16 protein-coding genes and 1 pseudogene are annotated in these 17,526 nt (G+C 54.6%); 7 read left to right on the top strand and 10 right to left on the bottom strand.

Annotation, left to right across the window (positions count from 1 at the left end):
• Positions 1 to 3: 3 nt before the first annotated feature.
• The gene (locus Q0478_RS14140) at positions 4 to 462 is read right to left on the bottom strand and encodes a GatB/YqeY domain-containing protein (RefSeq protein WP_298680380.1); all 459 of its coding nucleotides are present in this window, start codon (positions 460 to 462) and stop codon (positions 4 to 6) included.
• 144 nt (positions 463 to 606) lie between these two features.
• Here Q0478_RS14140 and carA point away from each other — a divergent pair, with 144 nt between their 5' ends.
• The 3 genes and pseudogenes from carA to Q0478_RS14130 all read left to right on the top strand — a co-directional run bounded on the left by carA (position 607) and on the right by Q0478_RS14130 (position 3,783).
• A complete protein-coding gene (carA, locus tag Q0478_RS14135) occupies positions 607 to 1,761 on the top strand; it encodes a glutamine-hydrolyzing carbamoyl-phosphate synthase small subunit (RefSeq protein ID WP_298680378.1) in 1,155 nt (384 codons plus the stop codon).
• A gap of 108 nt (positions 1,762 to 1,869) precedes the next feature.
• Positions 1,870 to 2,307: pseudogene (locus Q0478_RS14440) on the top strand (hypothetical protein); the annotation flags it as partial.
• A 102-nt stretch (positions 2,308 to 2,409) separates the two neighbouring features.
• On the top strand, positions 2,410 to 3,783 hold the full coding sequence (locus Q0478_RS14130) for a glycosyltransferase family 2 protein (RefSeq protein ID WP_298680376.1): 1,374 nt from the start codon (positions 2,410 to 2,412) through the stop codon (positions 3,781 to 3,783).
• On the opposite strand, the gene Q0478_RS14125 is transcribed toward Q0478_RS14130, so the two are convergent.
• Positions 3,739 to 4,377 carry a GntR family transcriptional regulator gene (locus Q0478_RS14125; protein WP_298680374.1) on the bottom strand — a complete coding sequence of 213 codons (639 nt, stop codon included), beginning with the start codon at positions 4,375 to 4,377 and terminating at the stop codon, positions 3,739 to 3,741. The two genes, Q0478_RS14130 and Q0478_RS14125, sit on opposite strands and share 45 nt — an antisense overlap.
• A gap of 99 nt (positions 4,378 to 4,476) precedes the next feature.
• Here Q0478_RS14125 and Q0478_RS14120 point away from each other — a divergent pair, with 99 nt between their 5' ends.
• Together Q0478_RS14120 and Q0478_RS14115 are read left to right on the top strand one after the other, a co-directional pair.
• Positions 4,477 to 5,127: a pyrimidine 5'-nucleotidase gene (locus tag Q0478_RS14120; RefSeq protein ID WP_298680372.1), complete on the top strand. Its 651-nt coding sequence runs from the start codon at positions 4,477 to 4,479 to the stop codon at positions 5,125 to 5,127.
• 131 nt (positions 5,128 to 5,258) lie between these two features.
• The gene (locus Q0478_RS14115; RefSeq protein WP_298680370.1) at positions 5,259 to 6,461 is read left to right on the top strand and encodes a UbiH/UbiF family hydroxylase; all 1,203 of its coding nucleotides are present in this window, start codon (positions 5,259 to 5,261) and stop codon (positions 6,459 to 6,461) included.
• Here the strand turns inward: Q0478_RS14115 and Q0478_RS14110 are convergent.
• The 3 genes from Q0478_RS14110 to Q0478_RS14100 form a co-directional block, all read right to left on the bottom strand.
• Positions 6,458 to 7,582 carry an aminotransferase class V-fold PLP-dependent enzyme gene (locus Q0478_RS14110; RefSeq protein WP_298680368.1) on the bottom strand — a complete coding sequence of 375 codons (1,125 nt, stop codon included), beginning with the start codon at positions 7,580 to 7,582 and terminating at the stop codon, positions 6,458 to 6,460. The two genes, Q0478_RS14115 and Q0478_RS14110, sit on opposite strands and share 4 nt — an antisense overlap.
• Before the next feature lie 61 nt (positions 7,583 to 7,643).
• Positions 7,644 to 8,099 carry an Lrp/AsnC family transcriptional regulator gene (locus Q0478_RS14105; RefSeq protein WP_298680366.1) on the bottom strand — a complete coding sequence of 152 codons (456 nt, stop codon included), beginning with the start codon at positions 8,097 to 8,099 and terminating at the stop codon, positions 7,644 to 7,646.
• Positions 8,096 to 8,551 (bottom strand): Lrp/AsnC family transcriptional regulator, encoded by a 456-nt coding sequence (locus Q0478_RS14100; protein WP_298680364.1) that lies wholly within the window; start codon positions 8,549 to 8,551, stop codon positions 8,096 to 8,098. Before Q0478_RS14100 ends, Q0478_RS14105 begins: the two co-directional genes overlap by 4 nt.
• A 133-nt stretch (positions 8,552 to 8,684) precedes the next feature.
• Here Q0478_RS14100 and ilvC point away from each other — a divergent pair, with 133 nt between their 5' ends.
• Together ilvC and Q0478_RS14090 are read left to right on the top strand one after the other, a co-directional pair.
• Positions 8,685 to 9,707, top strand: a complete 1,023-nt coding sequence (ilvC, locus tag Q0478_RS14095) for a ketol-acid reductoisomerase (protein ID WP_298680362.1) — start codon at positions 8,685 to 8,687, stop codon at positions 9,705 to 9,707.
• A 162-nt stretch (positions 9,708 to 9,869) separates the two neighbouring features.
• A complete protein-coding gene (locus Q0478_RS14090; RefSeq protein ID WP_298680360.1) occupies positions 9,870 to 10,745 on the top strand; it encodes a DMT family transporter in 876 nt (291 codons plus the stop codon).
• Between the two features lie 39 nt (positions 10,746 to 10,784).
• On the opposite strand, the gene glmM is transcribed toward Q0478_RS14090, so the two are convergent.
• The 5 genes from glmM to ppdK all read right to left on the bottom strand — a co-directional run bounded on the left by glmM (position 10,785) and on the right by ppdK (position 17,511).
• Positions 10,785 to 12,128, bottom strand: a complete 1,344-nt coding sequence (gene glmM / locus Q0478_RS14085; protein ID WP_298680358.1) for a phosphoglucosamine mutase — start codon at positions 12,126 to 12,128, stop codon at positions 10,785 to 10,787.
• Positions 12,125 to 13,141 carry a dihydropteroate synthase gene (folP, locus tag Q0478_RS14080; RefSeq protein ID WP_298680356.1) on the bottom strand — a complete coding sequence of 339 codons (1,017 nt, stop codon included), beginning with the start codon at positions 13,139 to 13,141 and terminating at the stop codon, positions 12,125 to 12,127. The genes glmM and folP overlap by 4 nt, the downstream gene beginning before the upstream one ends.
• A 24-nt stretch (positions 13,142 to 13,165) precedes the next feature.
• Complete coding sequence (locus Q0478_RS14075; protein ID WP_298680354.1) at positions 13,166 to 14,089, bottom strand: dihydroneopterin aldolase; 924 nt, start codon at positions 14,087 to 14,089, stop codon at positions 13,166 to 13,168.
• A 91-nt stretch (positions 14,090 to 14,180) separates the two neighbouring features.
• A complete protein-coding gene (locus Q0478_RS14070) occupies positions 14,181 to 14,843 on the bottom strand; it encodes a cell wall hydrolase (protein ID WP_298680352.1) in 663 nt (220 codons plus the stop codon).
• A 124-nt stretch (positions 14,844 to 14,967) separates the two neighbouring features.
• Positions 14,968 to 17,511 (bottom strand): pyruvate, phosphate dikinase, encoded by a 2,544-nt coding sequence (gene ppdK, locus Q0478_RS14065; protein WP_298680350.1) that lies wholly within the window; start codon positions 17,509 to 17,511, stop codon positions 14,968 to 14,970.
• Positions 17,512 to 17,526 lie beyond the last annotated feature (15 nt).

Here is a 17,526-nt window from a genome sequence, read left to right as displayed (position 1 = left end):
TGCTCAACGGTTGGTCAGAGCGGCCTTTACTTTGGCGCCAGCCGCACCAAAATCTATCTGACCGGTGAATTTTGACTTCAACTCGCCCATAACCTTGCCCATGTCACGAATACTTTCGGCGCCCGTGTCGGCGATTGCCTGTGCAATCGCTTCTTCTGTTTTTTCGGCGTTCAGCTGCTGTGGTAAAAACTCGTTAATTATAACAACCTCCGAGAGCTCACGTTCGGCAAGGTCAAGCCGGTTACCCTCTTCATAGACCCGCGCACTTTCTTGGCGCTGCTTCACCATCTTAACCAAAATAGCCAAGACCTCCTCATCACTCACGCCGCTGTCATTGCCTTCGCTGCGCACGGCAATATCTCTATCTTTGATCGCAGCGCTGATCAGGCGAAGCGTCGACAGGCGCGCGCTGTTCTTGTCTCGCATAGCCTGCTTGAGTGCGGCTGTAATTTCTTCGCGCATGATTGAATCGCCTTTAAGCTAGGTTGAGGATCAGCTTATCAACATTAACGAAGACTGGGCCCCGAGACAACAGGCGCATGAGGCCTTGACGCTCGCGGGCCTCAGACGTAGGAATGCGCCAATTTACTGGCTGGAGTGACCCAAATGGCGCAGGCAACCCCCTCGCATCCGACAGCATGTCTTGCACTTGCTGACGGAACAGTTTTTTACGGACACGGGTTTGGGGCAACGGGACAGTGTGTTGCCGAGCTTTGCTTCAACACAGCCATGACAGGCTATCAAGAAATCATGACTGACCCCTCATATGCTGGGCAGATCGTGACATTTACCTTTCCCCACATTGGTAATACGGGCGTCAATACAGAAGACAACGAGACAGCAGACCCTGTTGCAGAAGGCATGGTTGTCAAATGGGATCCAACATCCCCCAGCAATTGGCGCGCAACAGAAGATCTTTCAAACTGGCTGGCGGCGCGCGGACGTATTGCTATCGGTGGTGTTGATACCCGTCGTTTAACGCGTGCCATTCGGCAACAGGGCGCACCACATGCCGCTCTGGCGCACGATCCAAGCGGCAATTTTGATACGAGCGCCCTTGTGGCTTTGGCCAAAGGCTTTAGCGGCTTGGAAGGTCTTGATCTCGCCAAAAAGGTCACATGTGCGCAAACCTACCAATGGAACGAAATGCTTTGGGCCTGGCCAGAAGGCTACACAGCACAAGAAGCGCCAAAATACAAAGTTGTTGCTCTCGATTACGGGGCGAAACGCAACATCCTGCGGTGTCTTGCCTCAGTTGGCTGTGACGTGACGGTGTTACCAGCTACAGCAACTGCCGAAGACGTGCTTGCACACAAGCCGGATGGCGTATTTCTGTCAAACGGACCGGGAGACCCGGCCGCCACAGGCGCCTATGCCGTTCCGATGATCCGCGAAATTTTGGACACAACAGACTTGCCGATTTTTGGCATTTGTTTGGGGCATCAAATGTTGGCGTTGGCTTTGGGCGGGAAAACGATCAAGATGAACCACGGGCACCACGGAGCCAACCACCCCGTGAAAGATGTCGACAGTGGCAAAGTTGAGATCACCTCAATGAATCACGGCTTTGCGGTTGATGCGCAAACACTCCCCAAAGGGGTGCGCGAAACCCATATATCGCTCTTTGACGGGTCAAATTGCGGGATCGCGCTTGAAGGCAGGCCAGTTTACTCTGTCCAGCACCATCCGGAAGCAAGCCCAGGCCCGCAAGATAGCTTTTACCTGTTTGAGAAGTTTGCCGGCTACATGGCGGCGCGTTAACTATTTAAGAGCAGCTGGTAACATCTTGTTAAGATTTAGTTAACGGCCAGTTAACCAAATTCACATACCCTCAACCAGTCATAGTTTTGTTTGGGTGAGTGTTCCGCGATGCAACCGTTAAAGCGCAGGCCTTCTGGTGTTCAAGGCGATTTTGGGCATTACCTTTTGGACGCCGGCTTAATCAGCCCCAGTGCATTGATGGCCGCAGTCACCGAAGCTCGCCGCCTTGATACCAGTGTTGAGCGCTGCTTACGCCAGCAAAGCGTTCTAACCCCGGATGAAATCGTCAACGCCCACGCAGCTTTTTTGCGCCTCCCGCTGATTGACCTCACTGCCAGCCCCCCTGATCAGACCTTATCTGCTCTTTTTGATCCGGGGGTCTTGCTGCGCTACGCCATCATTCCCTGGCAAAAAAACAATGGCCAGATAACACTTCTTGCCTCTTGCCCTGAAAGCTACCGAGATTTTTTGGCTCACCATGTGAAGGATCGCTCAAAATTCACTTTCGCTTTTGCAGAGCATGACAAGATCATCGATTGGATCACAACACACCATAAATCTGCGCTGCGCACGCGAGCATCAGCGCGCGTATCAGAAGACTTCAGCTGCCGCACATGGCAACACCACACAAGCCGCAAGCGTTTGGTTATGACGATTCTTGCACTGCTCGCATTTGTGGGTGCCATTGCAGCCTTCCCGCGCCTTGCACTCGGAATTCTCACCATTTGGGCCGTGACAACATTGATCATTTCCGCAGTTATGCGCCTTGTCTCGTATATCGCCGAAATGTCAAAGCAACCTGAGCAAACACCCCCAACCTGCCCCGAAAAAGACCTCCCGCGCATCTCAGTCATGGTCCCTCTGTTCAAGGAGCGAGAAATAGCCACAGCGCTTCTTGTGCGCTTAAAGCGCTTGACCTATCCGAAGGCCCTGTTGGACGTTATTCTGGTTGTGGAAGAAAATGACGAGCTGACACAGGAGGTCTTGAGATCTTGTGAGCTGCCGCCGTGGCTCTCAGTTGTGGAGGTGCCCGAAGGTGTGCCCAAAACAAAACCACGCGCGATGAACTATGCTTTGGACTTTTGCAAAGGTGACATTGTCGGTGTTTGGGATGCCGAAGATGCTCCGGCAGCCGATCAATTGCATGTTGTGGCCGATTATTTTCACTCCGCGGGCGAGGATCTTGTGTGCCTTCAAGGTGTCTTGGACTATTATAACAGCCGTCAAAACTGGCTCGCACGCTGTTTTACCATCGAATACGCCGCATGGTTTAGGTTAATTTTACCCGGCATGGCGCGGCTTGGCTTTATTATCCCCCTGGGCGGGACCACTTTGTTTTTCAGGCGCGATGCGCTGGAAAAGCTCGGTGGATGGGATGCACACAATGTCACCGAGGATGCTGATCTCGGATTTCGCCTCGCCCGTTATGGCTATCGAACAGATGTCATCCCTACTCGTACGGGGGAGGAAGCTGTTTGCCGCCTTTGGCCCTGGGTGCGTCAGCGCTCTCGCTGGCTCAAAGGCTATATGGTGACTTATCTTGTTCATATGCGCAGCCCAAGGCGTCTCATGCGAGAGATCGGAGTTTGGCGCTTTTGCGGTGTGCAGGCGCATTTCGTGACGGCTCTATCACAATTCATACTGGCCCCCATCTTGTGGAGTTTCTGGCTGGTCCTATTGGGCCTGCCCCATCCTCTTGAGGCTTTTGTCTCGCGCGATATTCTATTGGCGCTTGGTGCCAGCTTTCTGGTTATTGAATTGATCAATGCGCTCATCAATGCGACCGCGGTATCACGCCCCACGCTGCGCCATCTGTTTATCTGGGTGCCCACGATGCATTTTTACTACCCGCTCGGGGCGATGGCCGCCTACAAGGCCCTTCTGGAACTGCTGGTCAAACCCTTTTACTGGGACAAGACACAGCATGGGCATTCCTTGAAAGCTCTGGAAAACGGCGTGCGTAACACGCCCTCTCGCTTACGTCCCGGCGTCAAGCTTGAGGCGCGTAATGAAGGCTTTTGATATGTGGGACTTCAAAGCTTCGCGCGCTTTGTGCTCATCACGCGCCTCTATTGCACGCACAATCATATCGTGCTCCTCTAGAGCCTTCCCGCTGCGCCCTTCGGCCGCCAACGAAGTTGTCGCCATCAGCGCCATCGATTGATGCACCAGATTGAGCTGTTGCACCAAAAACCTGTTGTGTGACGCCAAATGTATCTGATGGTGAAACCTACGGTTGGCCTGTGCCAGCGCATTTGGGCTGTCAACCAGGGCACGGTCCTCTTCAATCATATCGCGCAGAACGCGCATTTCCTCATCCGTTGCATGACGCGCAGCAAGCTGAGCGGCCAACCCTTCCAGCTCGGTGCGCACGGCATATAGCTCAGCCATCTGATTGTGATCCAATGAGGCAACAATCAAACTGCGCCCGTCGCGTGTCAACAGAGACTGTGTCTCCAAACGTTGCAAAGCCTCTCGAATGGGCGTGCGCGAGACCCCGAAACGCTCGGCCAGCTCGTTCTCAACCAAGCGATCTCCGGGCCGATAAACTCCTCTGTCAATAGCCTCAAGGATAAGCCCATAAGCGTCTTTCTGTGATGTTTTTACTTCTTTCATAGAGGCCCCCTTTGGCATCCCGTTACCCTATCGCGGCAAGAAAAAGGTGCAAGTCCGCATCCGTTGCAAAACCTCATAGGCTTGGGTAACCCTCTGCAAATGAATAGACAACTCTTCAGCCATATCGACACCTGGGTCTTTGACCTCGATCATACGCTCTATCCGCCGCAAATGGCGCTTTTTGACCAAATTGAACGCAAAATGACAACTTACGTCATGCGAGAACTGACGGTTTCACAACAGGAAGCCGATCAGCTGCGACAAAATTACTGGGCGACTTACGGCACAACGCTTGCGGGTTTGATGACACATCATGCAGTTGATCCCATCCCTTATCTTGAGGAGGTTCATGATATTTCTTTTCATCCGCTTCAAGAGGACCCAGATCTCAGGGCCGCTCTTGAGGGTTTGCCTGGTCAAAAAATTGTCTACACAAATGGCACTCAGCCCTATGCTGAAAAAGTGTTACAGGCCCGCGGACTGGAAGGTGTTTTTGATGCTGTCTTCGGGATAGAACATGCAGAGTTTGAACCCAAACCGCGCAGGCGTGCCTTTGAGCGTGTGTTTAGAACCGCAAAGCTCAACCCTCGCAAGTCAGCTATGTTTGAAGATGTTCCACGCAACTTGATCGTGCCACATGCCTTGGGAATGCGCACAGTGCATGTCGCTCCCCAACCTGAAACCGCAGATCATATTCACCACCACACAAACCACCTTTCCACGTTCTTGGATACGCTGCGTGAAGCCTGAAATTCGTGACCGCTAAACTGCGACAGATTGCACAACCCGGCTGTCGTGGATTGCGCTGTTTTCACGCGCCCCAACACCTTGGAAAGCCGCGAACTCCAAGCTAACTTGCAGGCATCTATTGGAGCTTGATCATGCAGCACAGTCAAACAGATGTTTTTGTCGCAGGTGGCGGCATAGCAGGTATGATCACGGCTCTGAGCTTTGCAGCGCTTGGCTTTGAAGTGGTCTGCGCAGATCCCGATACCCCCATCACTGAAAGAACCGCGCATAACGCAGACATGCGCAGCACCGCCTTCTTGCAACCAGCAAAGAGCCTGTTGTCTGAAATTGGCCTATGGGAACATCTGGCAAAAGAGGCCGCACCGTTACAAATTATGCGAATAATAGATGCAGGAGGGGTTACGCCAGAACCTCGCATCCAATCAGAGTTTGATGCGCGTGAAATATCAGACCAGCCTTTTGGTTGGAATTTCCCCAATTGGCTGTTGCGGCGGGAATGCGTCAGCATGATACGCCAGCATCAGAATATCACATTCAAAACAGGTGTGTCGGTCGATACCGTCTTCACGCGCACATCCTGCGCTCTTGTCACGCTCAGCTCAGGAGAGACCATAGAAGCCCGTCTTCTGGTAGCTGCCGACGGGCGAAACTCCGCAGTCCGCAAATCCGTTGGCATAAACGTCAAAACGCTACGATACGGACAAAAAGCGCTCGCTTTTTCGGTTCAACATCCGCTAGCGCACCAGAATGTCTCAACTGAAATCCACCGCTCCGGCGGCCCGTTTACGCTTGTGCCACTTCCTGATCACGATGGCCTCCCAGCCTCCGCCGTTGTCTGGATGGAGCGTGCACCTGAAGCTTTGCGCCTGCAAAACCTTCCTGTCGCTGATTTTGAGGCCGCTCTCAATGAACGCTCTTGCGCGATACTTGGGCCACTTAAACTGACAAGTCCCCGCTCTCTTTGGCCGATCATTTCACAGTATGCAGACAACATGTCAGCCCAACGCACCGCCCTTGTCGCAGAGGCTGCCCATGTTGTGCCCCCCATCGGGGCGCAAGGGCTTAACATGTCGCTTGGGGATGTCCGAAGCTTGTTTGACTTGGCGAAAGCCGAACCAGAAAACCTCGGAAACACTCAAATGCTCCGCGCATACCATCGCAGCCGACACGCCGAGGTGCGCACCCGTATTTTAGGAATCGACGCGCTCAACCGAGCCTCGATGGTCGCAGCGCGCCCGCTGCGCGACATCAGAGCTTTCGGGCTCAGCGCGCTATATGGCTTCAAGCCTGTCCGCCAAGCCCTCATGAAAGCAGGCCTTGGCGTCAAGCTTTAGAGCACTTTGTCGAGGACAGTTTTGAGGCGCTCCACGGTTGCGTCCACATCATAAAGTTTATCAAGCCCAAAAAGCCCTAGCCGGAATGTCATAAAATCAGCGGGTTCGTCGCAAGCCAGCGGAACACCCGCCGCAATTTGCATACCCTGTGCTGCAAATTTTTTGCCATTCTGAATGTCAGGATCACTGGTATAGCTAACGACAACACCCGGAGCACCAAACCCCTCGGCTGCAACCGAGCGAACGCCCTTGTTCGCAAGGAGCGCGCGGACACGCTCTCCCAACTCCCATTGCGCCGTCTCTAACCTGTCAAAGCCAAATTTTTTCGTTTCCTGCATCGTGTCGCGAAACGCCGTCAAAGCATCGGTTGGCATGGTGGCGTGATAGGCGTGACCACCGTTTTCATAAGCCTTCATGATGTCCCGCCATTTTTTCAAATCTATGGCAAAACTGTCAGATACCGTATGCTCCAAACGCTCGGTAGCGCGCTCCGATAACATGACAAGACCCGCAGAAGGCGATGCGGACCATCCTTTCTGAGGCGCGGAAATCAAAACATCAACGCCGGTTTTGCGCATATCAACCCATGCGCATCCTGAGGCAATACAATCCAGCACCAACAAAGCCCCAACTTCATGAGCGGCTTCGGCCAAAGCTGTGATATAGTCTTCTGGCAAAATAAGCCCGGCCGATGTCTCAACATGCGGTGCAAAAACTACATCAGGTTTTTGTGCTTTGATGGCTGCCGTCACTTCCGCAAGCGGCGCAGGGGCAAAAGGTGTTTGAGCACCATTTCCCGTCTGACGCGCCTTGAACACGCTCACCTGCTCAGCGAAATTGCCCGCGTCAAATATCTGGCTCCACCGGAAAGAGAACCAACCGTTGCGCACCACCAAAGCATGAGCGCCAGCGCCAAATTGGCGCGCGACAGCTTCCATCGCATAAGACCCTCCCCCGGGAACCAAGGCCACAGCATCTGCATGATAAACCTCTTTTAACATATCAGAGATATCGTTCATGACGGCTTGGAAACGCTGGCTCATATGGTTGAGGGAGCGGTCCGTGAAGACAACTGAAAATTCATCAAGACCCTGAGGGTCAACTGTTTGCAAAAGAGCCATTGGCCATCTCCGTTACGCGATTTTCTACTTTGGGTAGCAGCAACTTTTCCATCCGCCTAGCTCAAATTGGGCCTGGGCGCCGCTCCTCACTCAGCAAAACATTGGCTTCAACTTCGCCCGCACCAGGCAAAGTCATGATCCTGCGCCGCAGGACACGCTCAAAATCAGGGATATCACGCGCAACAACCTTGAGGCGGTAATCATACAGCCCCAACACATGTTCGACACTCAAGACCTCGGGGATAGCTGATACCGCCCGCTCAAAATCCTCGAGGCTAACACGCCCTTTCGTCGCCAGCTTGACGCCAAGAAAGACCGTTACTCCCAGCCCAAGCTTCTCCCTGTCCAGCACAAGCTTTCGCCCCTTGATGACACCAACCTCCTTGAGCCGTTGAATGCGCCGCCAGGTTGCGGGCTGAGACAGGCCAAGCCTTTCTCCCAGAGCTTTGCTGCTTAAGCGCGCATCTTGCATCAGAGCGCGCAACAATACTTTATCAGCGTCATCCAGTTCCATCATATTGGAAGGCTCTCATCTGTCTTGATCTGCGCGACATGCATCAAGGCTTCAATGTCAGAGATATGTGGCAAAGTCAGAATGCGCTGACGATAGACGAGCTGATAATGCGCCATATCCCGTGCTATCACCGACAAACGCACGTCAACACGCCCCAGGAATGTCTGAATTTCCAGGATCTCAGGCACTTCACGCGCGCTCCGAATAAAGAGATCGAATGCATTGGTCTGGGTTTTATCCAGAGTGATCCGCAGGCTTACCTCCACAGCAAAGCCAAGCGCCTGCCAATCCACGACGGTTTCTTGCCCAATGATCACGCCGTGGCTTTCCATCTTCTCCAATCGCCGCCAACAGCTTGCCGCCGTCACGGCGCAACGCTCAGCCAGCTCAGCCACCGAGATGTCAGGAGCCGCTTGAAATTGTCGCAATATGCGCCTATCCAAATCATCAAGCATAAATTTTCCAAGTTAGATGAAGATACGAATAAATAATCCACATTTATGTCTTTTGCAACGAATTTTGAAAATCTCTGACAGGGCAAAACAACTATCTCTTTGCAAACCAAAGCCCCAACAAAAGGATCCTCCGATGCGCGTTTATTATGATCGTGATTGTGACATTAACCTCATCAAAGACAAGAAAGTCGCCATCCTTGGCTACGGCTCCCAAGGACACGCCCATGCGCTCAATCTGCGCGATTCTGGCGCCAAGAACCTTGTGGTGGCCCTCCGCGAAGGCTCGGCAAGTGCCAAAAAGGCGGAAGGCGAAGGCCTCACCGTGATGGGCATCGCCGAAGCCGCAGCATGGTGTGATGTGATCATGTTTACTATGCCCGATGAGCTTCAGGCCGAAACATACAAGAAATACGTTCACGATAACATCAAACCCGGCGCCGCCATCGCGTTTGCACACGGGCTGAATGTTCACTTTGGTCTCATTGAGCCAAAAGAGGGAATCGACGTCATCATGATGGCGCCCAAAGGTCCGGGCCACACGGTGCGCGGCGAGTATACCAAAGGCGGTGGTGTGCCTTGCCTTGTTGCTGTTGACCGCGACGCAACGGGCAAGGCCCTCGAAATCGGTTTGAGCTATTGCTCGGCGATTGGCGGCGGACGCTCGGGTATCATTGAGACCAACTTCCGTGAAGAGTGCGAAACTGACCTCTTCGGGGAGCAGGCGGTTCTCTGCGGTGGCCTTGTTGAACTGATCCGTTGCGGATTTGAAACGCTTGTTGAAGCCGGATATGCCCCCGAAATGGCCTATTTTGAGTGCTTGCATGAAGTGAAACTCATCGTGGACCTCATCTATGAAGGCGGCATCGCCAACATGGATTACTCGATCTCCAACACTGCCGAATATGGCCAGTATGTGACCGGTCCGCGTATCCTCAAGTATGACGAGACAAAAGCCCGTATGAAAGAGGTTCTGGCTGACATCCAACAAGGCAAATTCGTGCGTGATTTCATGCTGGAAAATGCCGTTGGCCAGCCAACCCTCAAAGCCTCGCGTCGCGCCAATGACGAGCATATGATCGAGGAAACCGGTGCGAAGCTACGCGGGATGATGCCTTGGATCTCAGCGGGCAAAATGGTCGACAAAGAGAAAAACTAAATTCTCGCGCACACAAGTTCGGAGAGGGCGCCCCTAGCTGGCGCCCTTTCAACATGATACGCTCCGGCTCATAGCGGGCGCGCCTGTGTTCCACCAGTTTCGCTCACATCGAAAGGCGCGCCTCTGTCACAGCCCCCCAATATAACAGCCGCGAGTTGGCTCATGGTTGCAGCTCTGGGCTTGACTTGGGGGGGCACCTTTCTGGTCATCGAACTGGCTCTTGAGACCTTGACCCCTTTTTGGATCGCCGCAGCGCGGATCAGCATTGCGACACTGCCCACAGTGCTTGTGTGGCGCGTCTTGGGTGGCAAACTCTGGCGCACTGAAGAACGGGCCTGGGCTTCGCTCGTATGTGTCGGCGCGTTGTCCTCGGCTGTTCCGTTCATGCTGCTCAGTTGGGGTCAGCAATTTGTAACTTCGGGTTTTGCAGGTGTTTCGATGGCCGCAGTCGCACTTCTGGTGCTGCCGCTGGCACATTTCTTTGTTCCGGGAGAACAGCTGACACAGCGCAAAGTTCTTGGCTTCGTGATTGGTTTTTTAGGTGTTGTGATCCTGATTGGCGGGCAGGCGTTCAGCTCGACCGGCGTTCATTTGGAAACCCCCGGGCGAATAGCCTGTGTTTGCGCAGCCTGCTGCTACGCCGTCAGTTCGGTCGTCATGCGCCGCTTGCCTCCAATTGACCCAATCGGGCTGGCCGCAGTGCCGTTGCTTTTTGGCTCGGCCCTGATCATCCCGACAGCTTTCATGAGCGAAGGCATCCCCCCCATGCCGGACGCCCGCACGATTGCGATTCTGTGCTTCCTCGGGCTTGTTCCAACGGCAGGCGCAAATTTCCTGCGTGTTTGGGTCATCAGAACAGCAGGCCCCGTCTTTATGAGCCTGACCAATTATCAGGTTCCTGTCTGGTCTGTGGTGCTGGGCGCAGTTTTCCTCTCAGAGCCTCTCCCTCAAAGCCTGCTTTTAGCGCTCACGCTGATCTTGGCCGGCGTGGGCTTAAGCCAATTCAGCGCCTTAAAAAGAGTATTTGTGCGCTCTTGAACTTTTTGAAAAGCCGCAGCTTTCAGCAGGCTCAGTGCGCTATAAGACCTGCTCAACAGCGGTGACAATCGCTTCTACCGATTGGCTTAACAGATCTTCATCTTCACACTCCGCCATTACTCGGACAAGTGGTTCGGTTCCCGATTTGCGAATAAGCAAGCGCCCGCGGCCAACAAGGTTCTGCTCTACACGCGCAATTTCCGCCTTCACAGAAGCCTCTTCAAGCGGCATCTGACCCGATTGAAAGCGCACATTCTTCAAAAGCTGCGGCACTTTTTCAAAGACGTGCGCCAGCTCGGAGGCCCGCTTGCCAGACCGCACCATCTCTGCCAAGAATTGCAGCGCGGCCATCAAGCCATCCCCTGTGGTCGCATAATCTGTCATCACAATATGACCAGATTGCTCACCACCGAGATTAAAGCCCCCCGCACGCATCCTCTCAACGACATAGCGATCCCCGACGGCCGTGCGCTCAAGGCCAACGCCTTGGGCATTCAGGAATGTTTCAAGGCCCAAGTTTGACATCACTGTCGCAACCAAAGCCTTGCCAGAAAGCCGCCCCTCTGCGGCCCAGCGGCTGGCGAACAACCCCATGATCTGGTCACCATCGGCAACAGCCCCGGTCTCATCTATGAGCACCACTCGGTCCGCATCTCCATCCAGGCATATCCCCAGATCAGCGCCATGGGCCACCACGGTTTCCGAAGCAATCCGCGGTTTCGTCGAACCGCAGTCTTTGTTGATGTTAAAACCATCCGGCGATACCGCAAGAGGGATAACCTCGGCACCAAGCTCCCAAAGAACCTCAGGTGCCGCTCGGTAAGCGGCCCCGTTTGCGCAATCGACAACAATCTTCACGCCATCCAGGCGCATCCCCGACGGAAAAGTTGATTTCACTCTCTCAATGTAGCGAAACCGTCCATCATCTATGCGCTTTGCACGGCCAATATTGCGCGATTGGGCCGGCTCTGCCCCAAGCTTTACAAGGGCCTCAATTTCAAGCTCAGCTTCGTCCGAAAGCTTGAACCCGTCTGGCCCAAAAAACTTAATGCCGTTGTCCACAGCGGGGTTATGGCTGGCCGAAATCATCACACCAAGGTCGGCACGCATTGAGGTCGTCAACAGGCCAACTGCTGGGGTTGGGATCGGGCCCAACAAAAGCACGTTCATTCCGGTGCTGGTCAAGCCGGCAGTCAGGGCGCTTTCAAACATGTAACCAGAAAGGCGCGTGTCTTTTCCGATGACAACACGGTGGGCCACAGATTTATCTTTGCGGAAATACCGTCCAACAGCAGCGCCAATTTTGAGAGCCATTTCGGCGGTCATCGGATAGGTGTTTGCTGTGCCACGCACCCCATCTGTTCCGAAGAGTTCTCGTGTCATCCATAGTCTCCTTGCACCGACGCCATCCATAACTTTACAGCCTGATTTGTTTCACCAACATCATGGATACGCAAGAGCTGAACGCCCTGTGAGAGCGCAGCCAAACCAACCCCAATAGACCCGGGGGCGCTCTTTTCAGGCGCGTCCACTTGGCCGATTTTTCGAATGAATCCTTTGCGGGACACGCCAAGAAGGATCGGACAGCCCAAACTGTGAAAGAGGCTGATTTTCTCAAGCAGCTTGAGATTATGTGACAGTGTTTTGCCAAACCCGATACCTGGATCAACAACAATCTGCGTCGCAGGCACGCCAGCAGCTTTGAGGGCAGAAATACGCTCTTCAAGGAAATCATACACATCCAACACAACATCATCATAGCGCGGATCAAGCTGCATGGTATCCGGCGCGCCCTGAGAGTGCATGACGAAGACACCGGCATGACGCTCAGCGCAAAGCGGCGCAAGAGCGCTATCAAACGTGAAGCCAGACACGTCATTTACAAGGACGGCCCCGCTGTCGAGCGCGGCTGCCGCAACACCTACTTTACGTGTATCAATAGAAACGGGTGCGCTCAAAGATCCGCAAATCGCCTCAATGATCGGAGCTGTGCGCGAAATTTCATCCTCTACCGCGACTTCCAAAGCCCCTGGGCGCGTGCTTTCTCCGCCGATATCAATAATGTCTGCCCCTTGTGTGAGCATGTATTCTACATGCCGGCGCGCAACCTCGGGCTCAACAAAGAGCCCACCATCGCTAAAGCTATCAGGGGTGACGTTGAGAATACCCATCAACCGTGGGCGTTCAAGAGACAGGCCCGCGATAGCAGGCCGGGGGCGGCACAACAGGTCCAGGATTGATTGGGGGGCTTGCGCCGCAGAGATCACGAAGCCAGCCCGGTTGCGCTCCAAGACTTCAAGCTGCGTAAACCAGCCCCAGCCTCCCGCCAAGGGGAGGCTTCCTTCGGGCCGCAGCGGCCCGACCTGCACCAGAGGGCGAAAATAGACTTTGCTCATATGTCCCGGGCCACCCACCGCACATCACACTCGCGTCTCGGAAAGACTGACATTTACAATATCGAATGGCTTCTCCGAACTCTTCACGGCTGACCCCAAAGACACAAACTGCGCTGCTTCCATTTCTTCTGCAAACCACAACGCAAGCGCCAAAGCATTCTGGGGCTCTGCGTCAGGCCCATCAACGGCATCCAGAACAATTTTGGAAGGTGCCCAAACGCTGATCTGGCCGTTTTCCATTGCCCAATCAAGCTCGGTGCGGGTTTGCACGACAACACAGCGTTGATCACGCCCTGCCAACACCCAGGCGTTTTGTTCTATCGCCAAAAGGTCTATGCGACGCTGTGCCAGGGGCGCGGCTGAGCGTGGGGCCGGCTCGGCAGGCCCGTCTAAACAGATCAACACGGGCCGCTCTTGCGCCACAATCTGATCAAGCCAGCCCTTGAGATTTTCCGACGCTATCGCCGCATTTGAAAGGTAGACAATCGTAGGATGCAATTTTTCCTGAGGAGCCATCGGAACATTGGCCTCAGAGACCGCCCGCACGATCTCAACCCCCAAAGCACCCGGTCCACGATCAAGCTTTTCGATCCGGACAAAAACGCGCACAGCCTGTGGTTCCCACAAGATACGCTCGGCGATACGCTCAGCCAATGTCTCAAGAAGATTCAAACGCTCTTCCCCAAGCGCAATTGAAATTGCCTGAGTCACCTTGTCGTAAGATAAAATTTTATCCACATCATCATCGACAGCGTTGGCAAGCGGGCGCACTTCGACCACAATGTTGAAACAGACACGCTGCATGGTGCCGCGTTCCGTCTGGAATGCCCCAATCTCAACCTCAACAATGTGATTGCGCACAGAAATGCGGTCGAGCGGCTCGCGTTCCGATGTGGCGTGCGATCGCGCGTCGGGATGGTCGAAGGCTTGTGTAATCTCGCAGCTCAAAGCGTGGCTCCCCATTTTCGGTTGCAACGCCTATACACGCCGTAGCCACAAGGTAAACCCCAGGCTGTCAGCGAGGCGCAGGAAGCCGGACCTATTTCTTGGAAAGACGCGTGGGCTGGCGATAAAAATGGTGAAAGCCTATCGTCGTTGTCCGGGGAAATTTCCGAGCCCAATGGGGGGAAACAGCCTTTGTGTGATAATGCGTTGCCCCCTGTGTAAGCGGACGCTCGCTGGCTTTCATGGACAGGGCTGCAATTTTTGCCACTTGCTCATACGCCAGCGGCTCCGAAACAACTTCGGCATGGCCATCACATGTATATGAAAACTGACACGCATGTTTGCGTCCCGTTCCCTGGTTGATAACTTCGCAAATCGTATCAGGGTAGCGCGTGCTGCTCACGCGGTTCAAAATAACTTCGGCAACAGCAAATTGCCCCCGCACGCTCTCGCCGCGCGCCTCAAAATAAAGGGCCTCCGCCAGACACTGCCATTCCGCGCCACCAGTCGCATCTGGCTGAGCCGCCAGCCATCCCTTGGTATAGGTCACGTCTTTGAGACTATGCTTCGCCTGCTTTGAACGCTCAAAGAGCGTTGCAATCCGTGCATCAGGAATCGCATTGAGTGCACGCTGTTCATTGCTGAAGAGCTGCTTGAGAGTCACATCCGCAAACACCGAACCGGCGCTACAAATGAAGATCGAAAATGCCAAAAGCAGCCGCAGCATACGCAGGGCCTCCTTAACGTGGTTATCCATATCTGCGGTGCTCTTAAGGGTTTGTGCCGTTATGGCAAGCGGGCGTAATGTCGCGAAAATCAGCTCTGTGATATATTTACGCCGCCTCAACAAGAGTTGCAGGCATATTCAGGCAACAATATGCCTAGGGTGCTATTTTGTCTTGCAAGGCCAGCTGCGCGGCCGCCAAGCGGGCGACAGGGACGCGAAAGGGCGAGCAAGACACATAACTGAAACCCGCGTTGCGGCAAAATGCGATAGATTCAGGGTTGCCGCCGTGTTCCCCACAAATAGACAAAACCAAATCAGGCGAGGCCGCGCGGCCTCTTTCGGCCCCGATCTTCAAAAGCTCACCCACACCATCCGTGTCAAGCGTGTGAAACGGGTCTTCCGGGTAAACCCCCAACTGCACATAGGCCGACATAAAGCGCCCGGCATCATCGCGCGACAGGCCATATGTCATTTGCGTTAGGTCGTTCGTGCCAAAGCTTAGAAAAGAAACCTGCGTTGCGATTTCATCAGCCCGCAGCGCGGCGCGTGGTGTCTCGACCATAACGCCAAGCCGATACTCAAAATCCTGCCCGGTCTCAGAGCGGACTTCAGCAGCCACGGCGTCAATACGGCTTTTCACGAGTTCAACCTCCCGCATGGCCGAAACCAGCGGAATCATGATCTCAGGCACAACAGGTGCTCCCTCCCGGCTGGCCGCAATCGTCGCTTCAAAAATGGCGCGGGCCTGCATGTCATAGATTTCCGGAACGGTCACCCCAAGGCGCACACCGCGCATTCCGAGCATTGGGTTATACTCGCCCAGAGCTTCAACCCGTCGGGTCACATCTGAGAGCGGCAAGTCCAAGGCCTCGGCAAGCTCGCGACATCCTGCTTTGTCATGTGGCAAAAACTCGTGCAAAGGCGGATCAAGCAACCTGATACATACAGGCTTTCCCTGCATGATCCGGAAAAGCTCAGTAAAATCTTCCCGTTGCATTGGCAGCAAGCGTTCCAAAGCGGCCCGACGATCCTGCGCTTTGTCGGCAAAAATCATCTCGCGCATCGGCGTCAAACGGTCCGCCTCAAAAAACATATGCTCTGTGCGGCAAAGCCCTATGCCCTCAGCACCAAAATTGCGCGCCGTGGCGGCATCCGTTGGCGTATCGGCATTGGCCCGCACCCCAATGTCGCGCACAGCGTCTGACCACACCATCAGTTCTTGAAAGGCGTCATCATGTGCCGCCTCAAGCATAGCAGGCTCTCCAGCCAGGACATCCCCCGAGGTGCCGTCGATTGTGATAACATCACCTTCCTTGAAGGTGCGGCCTCCCGGTGCTGAAATCAAGCGCGCTTGAAGGTTGAATGTCAGCTCAGAAGCCCCAACGACACAGGGCAGCCCCATACCACGCCCAATGACCGCGGCATGGCTGGTCATGCCGCCCCGCTCTGTCAAAACGGCCACGGCTGCGTGCATTCCACGAATATCTTCCGGTGCCGTCTCGCGCCGCACCAGCACGCAGGCTTCCCCGCGCGCGGCACTGGCCTGAGCTTCTGAAGACGAAAACACGATCCGACCTGTTGCAGCCCCCGGGCTGGCAGCCACGCCTGTGGCAATCCTATCGCGCATGGCAGCCGGATCAACTTGGCGGTGTAGAAGCTCGTTCAGAGCACGCGGCTCAATCCGCAACAAGGCTTCTTCTTTGGCGATAATTTTATCTTTCGCCAAATCCACGGCGATACGTACAGCCGCACGCGCCGAGCGCGCAATACGCACGCCGTCCAACAAGTGAACCTTGCCGTTCTCGATGGCAAACTCTGCCTGCATTTCCTCTCGCAACTTGCGACGCATCAAGGCGGTATAGGCCTTAAGATCAGCGAAAGCCTGCGGGGCCAGCTCCTCAAGTGAGGGGCCACGCGCGTCAGCTTCAAGAAACAGCGCTTCTGCTCCTTTCACAAGAGCGTCCCGACCCTGACTTTGAGACAGATACCGCCCGGTGATCTGTGGCTCACCAGAGGATGAATCAACAAGCTGAATCACCCCAGAGCCGCTCTCTCCAGACCCAATCCCAAACACCATCTGCTGAACGACCAAGCCTAGGCCTGCGTCAGCAGGTGCGCCCTTGGCCTGTCGCAATAGCCGTGCGGTTGTTCCCTCCCAAGCACGCGCCATTGAGCGCAAAACCGCTGCCAATTGCACCGCCGGGTCTTGAGGAAAGCTCTCCTCGGCCTCGTCTTCATAGGCTTTGAGCGCCGCCGACAAACCGTCAGGGCTGTCTGAGTCAATGTCCTCAAACAGATCAGGATCAAGCCGGGCAACATGAATGGCATAGGATTGCACAAAGCGCAGGTAGATCTGGGCTGCCGCCTCCTGCCCCAAAGCATCGCAGAAATCGACATAAATGGCGTCATTCATACCGATATTCAAAACCGCGCCAGGACCACCCCAATCCGGATCTTCCGAGGAAGGCCGCACGCACAAAAGCGGCTGCTCACCAAAAGGGGCCAAAAGCTTTGCCATGTCGGGCATTTGACCTGACGCAAGCCCGTGAACGGCCGAGAACGAGAGGGCCACAGTTCTTGGAACAGGCAAGTCAAGCCTGACAAGTCGCTGCAAACACTTTGCCCGCCCACCATGCGTATTTGGCGCAATCGGGGCTGTTGCTGTGATCAGCGTGGTATGTGGATCATCTTTCTGCACTGCGGCACATTAACC

The organism is uncultured Lentibacter sp. (assembly GCF_937123735.1).
GTDB lineage: Bacteria > Pseudomonadota > Alphaproteobacteria > Rhodobacterales > Rhodobacteraceae > Lentibacter.
The sequence above is the reverse complement of the archived record's forward strand: the minus strand, read 5'-3'. Positions and strand labels throughout refer to the sequence as shown.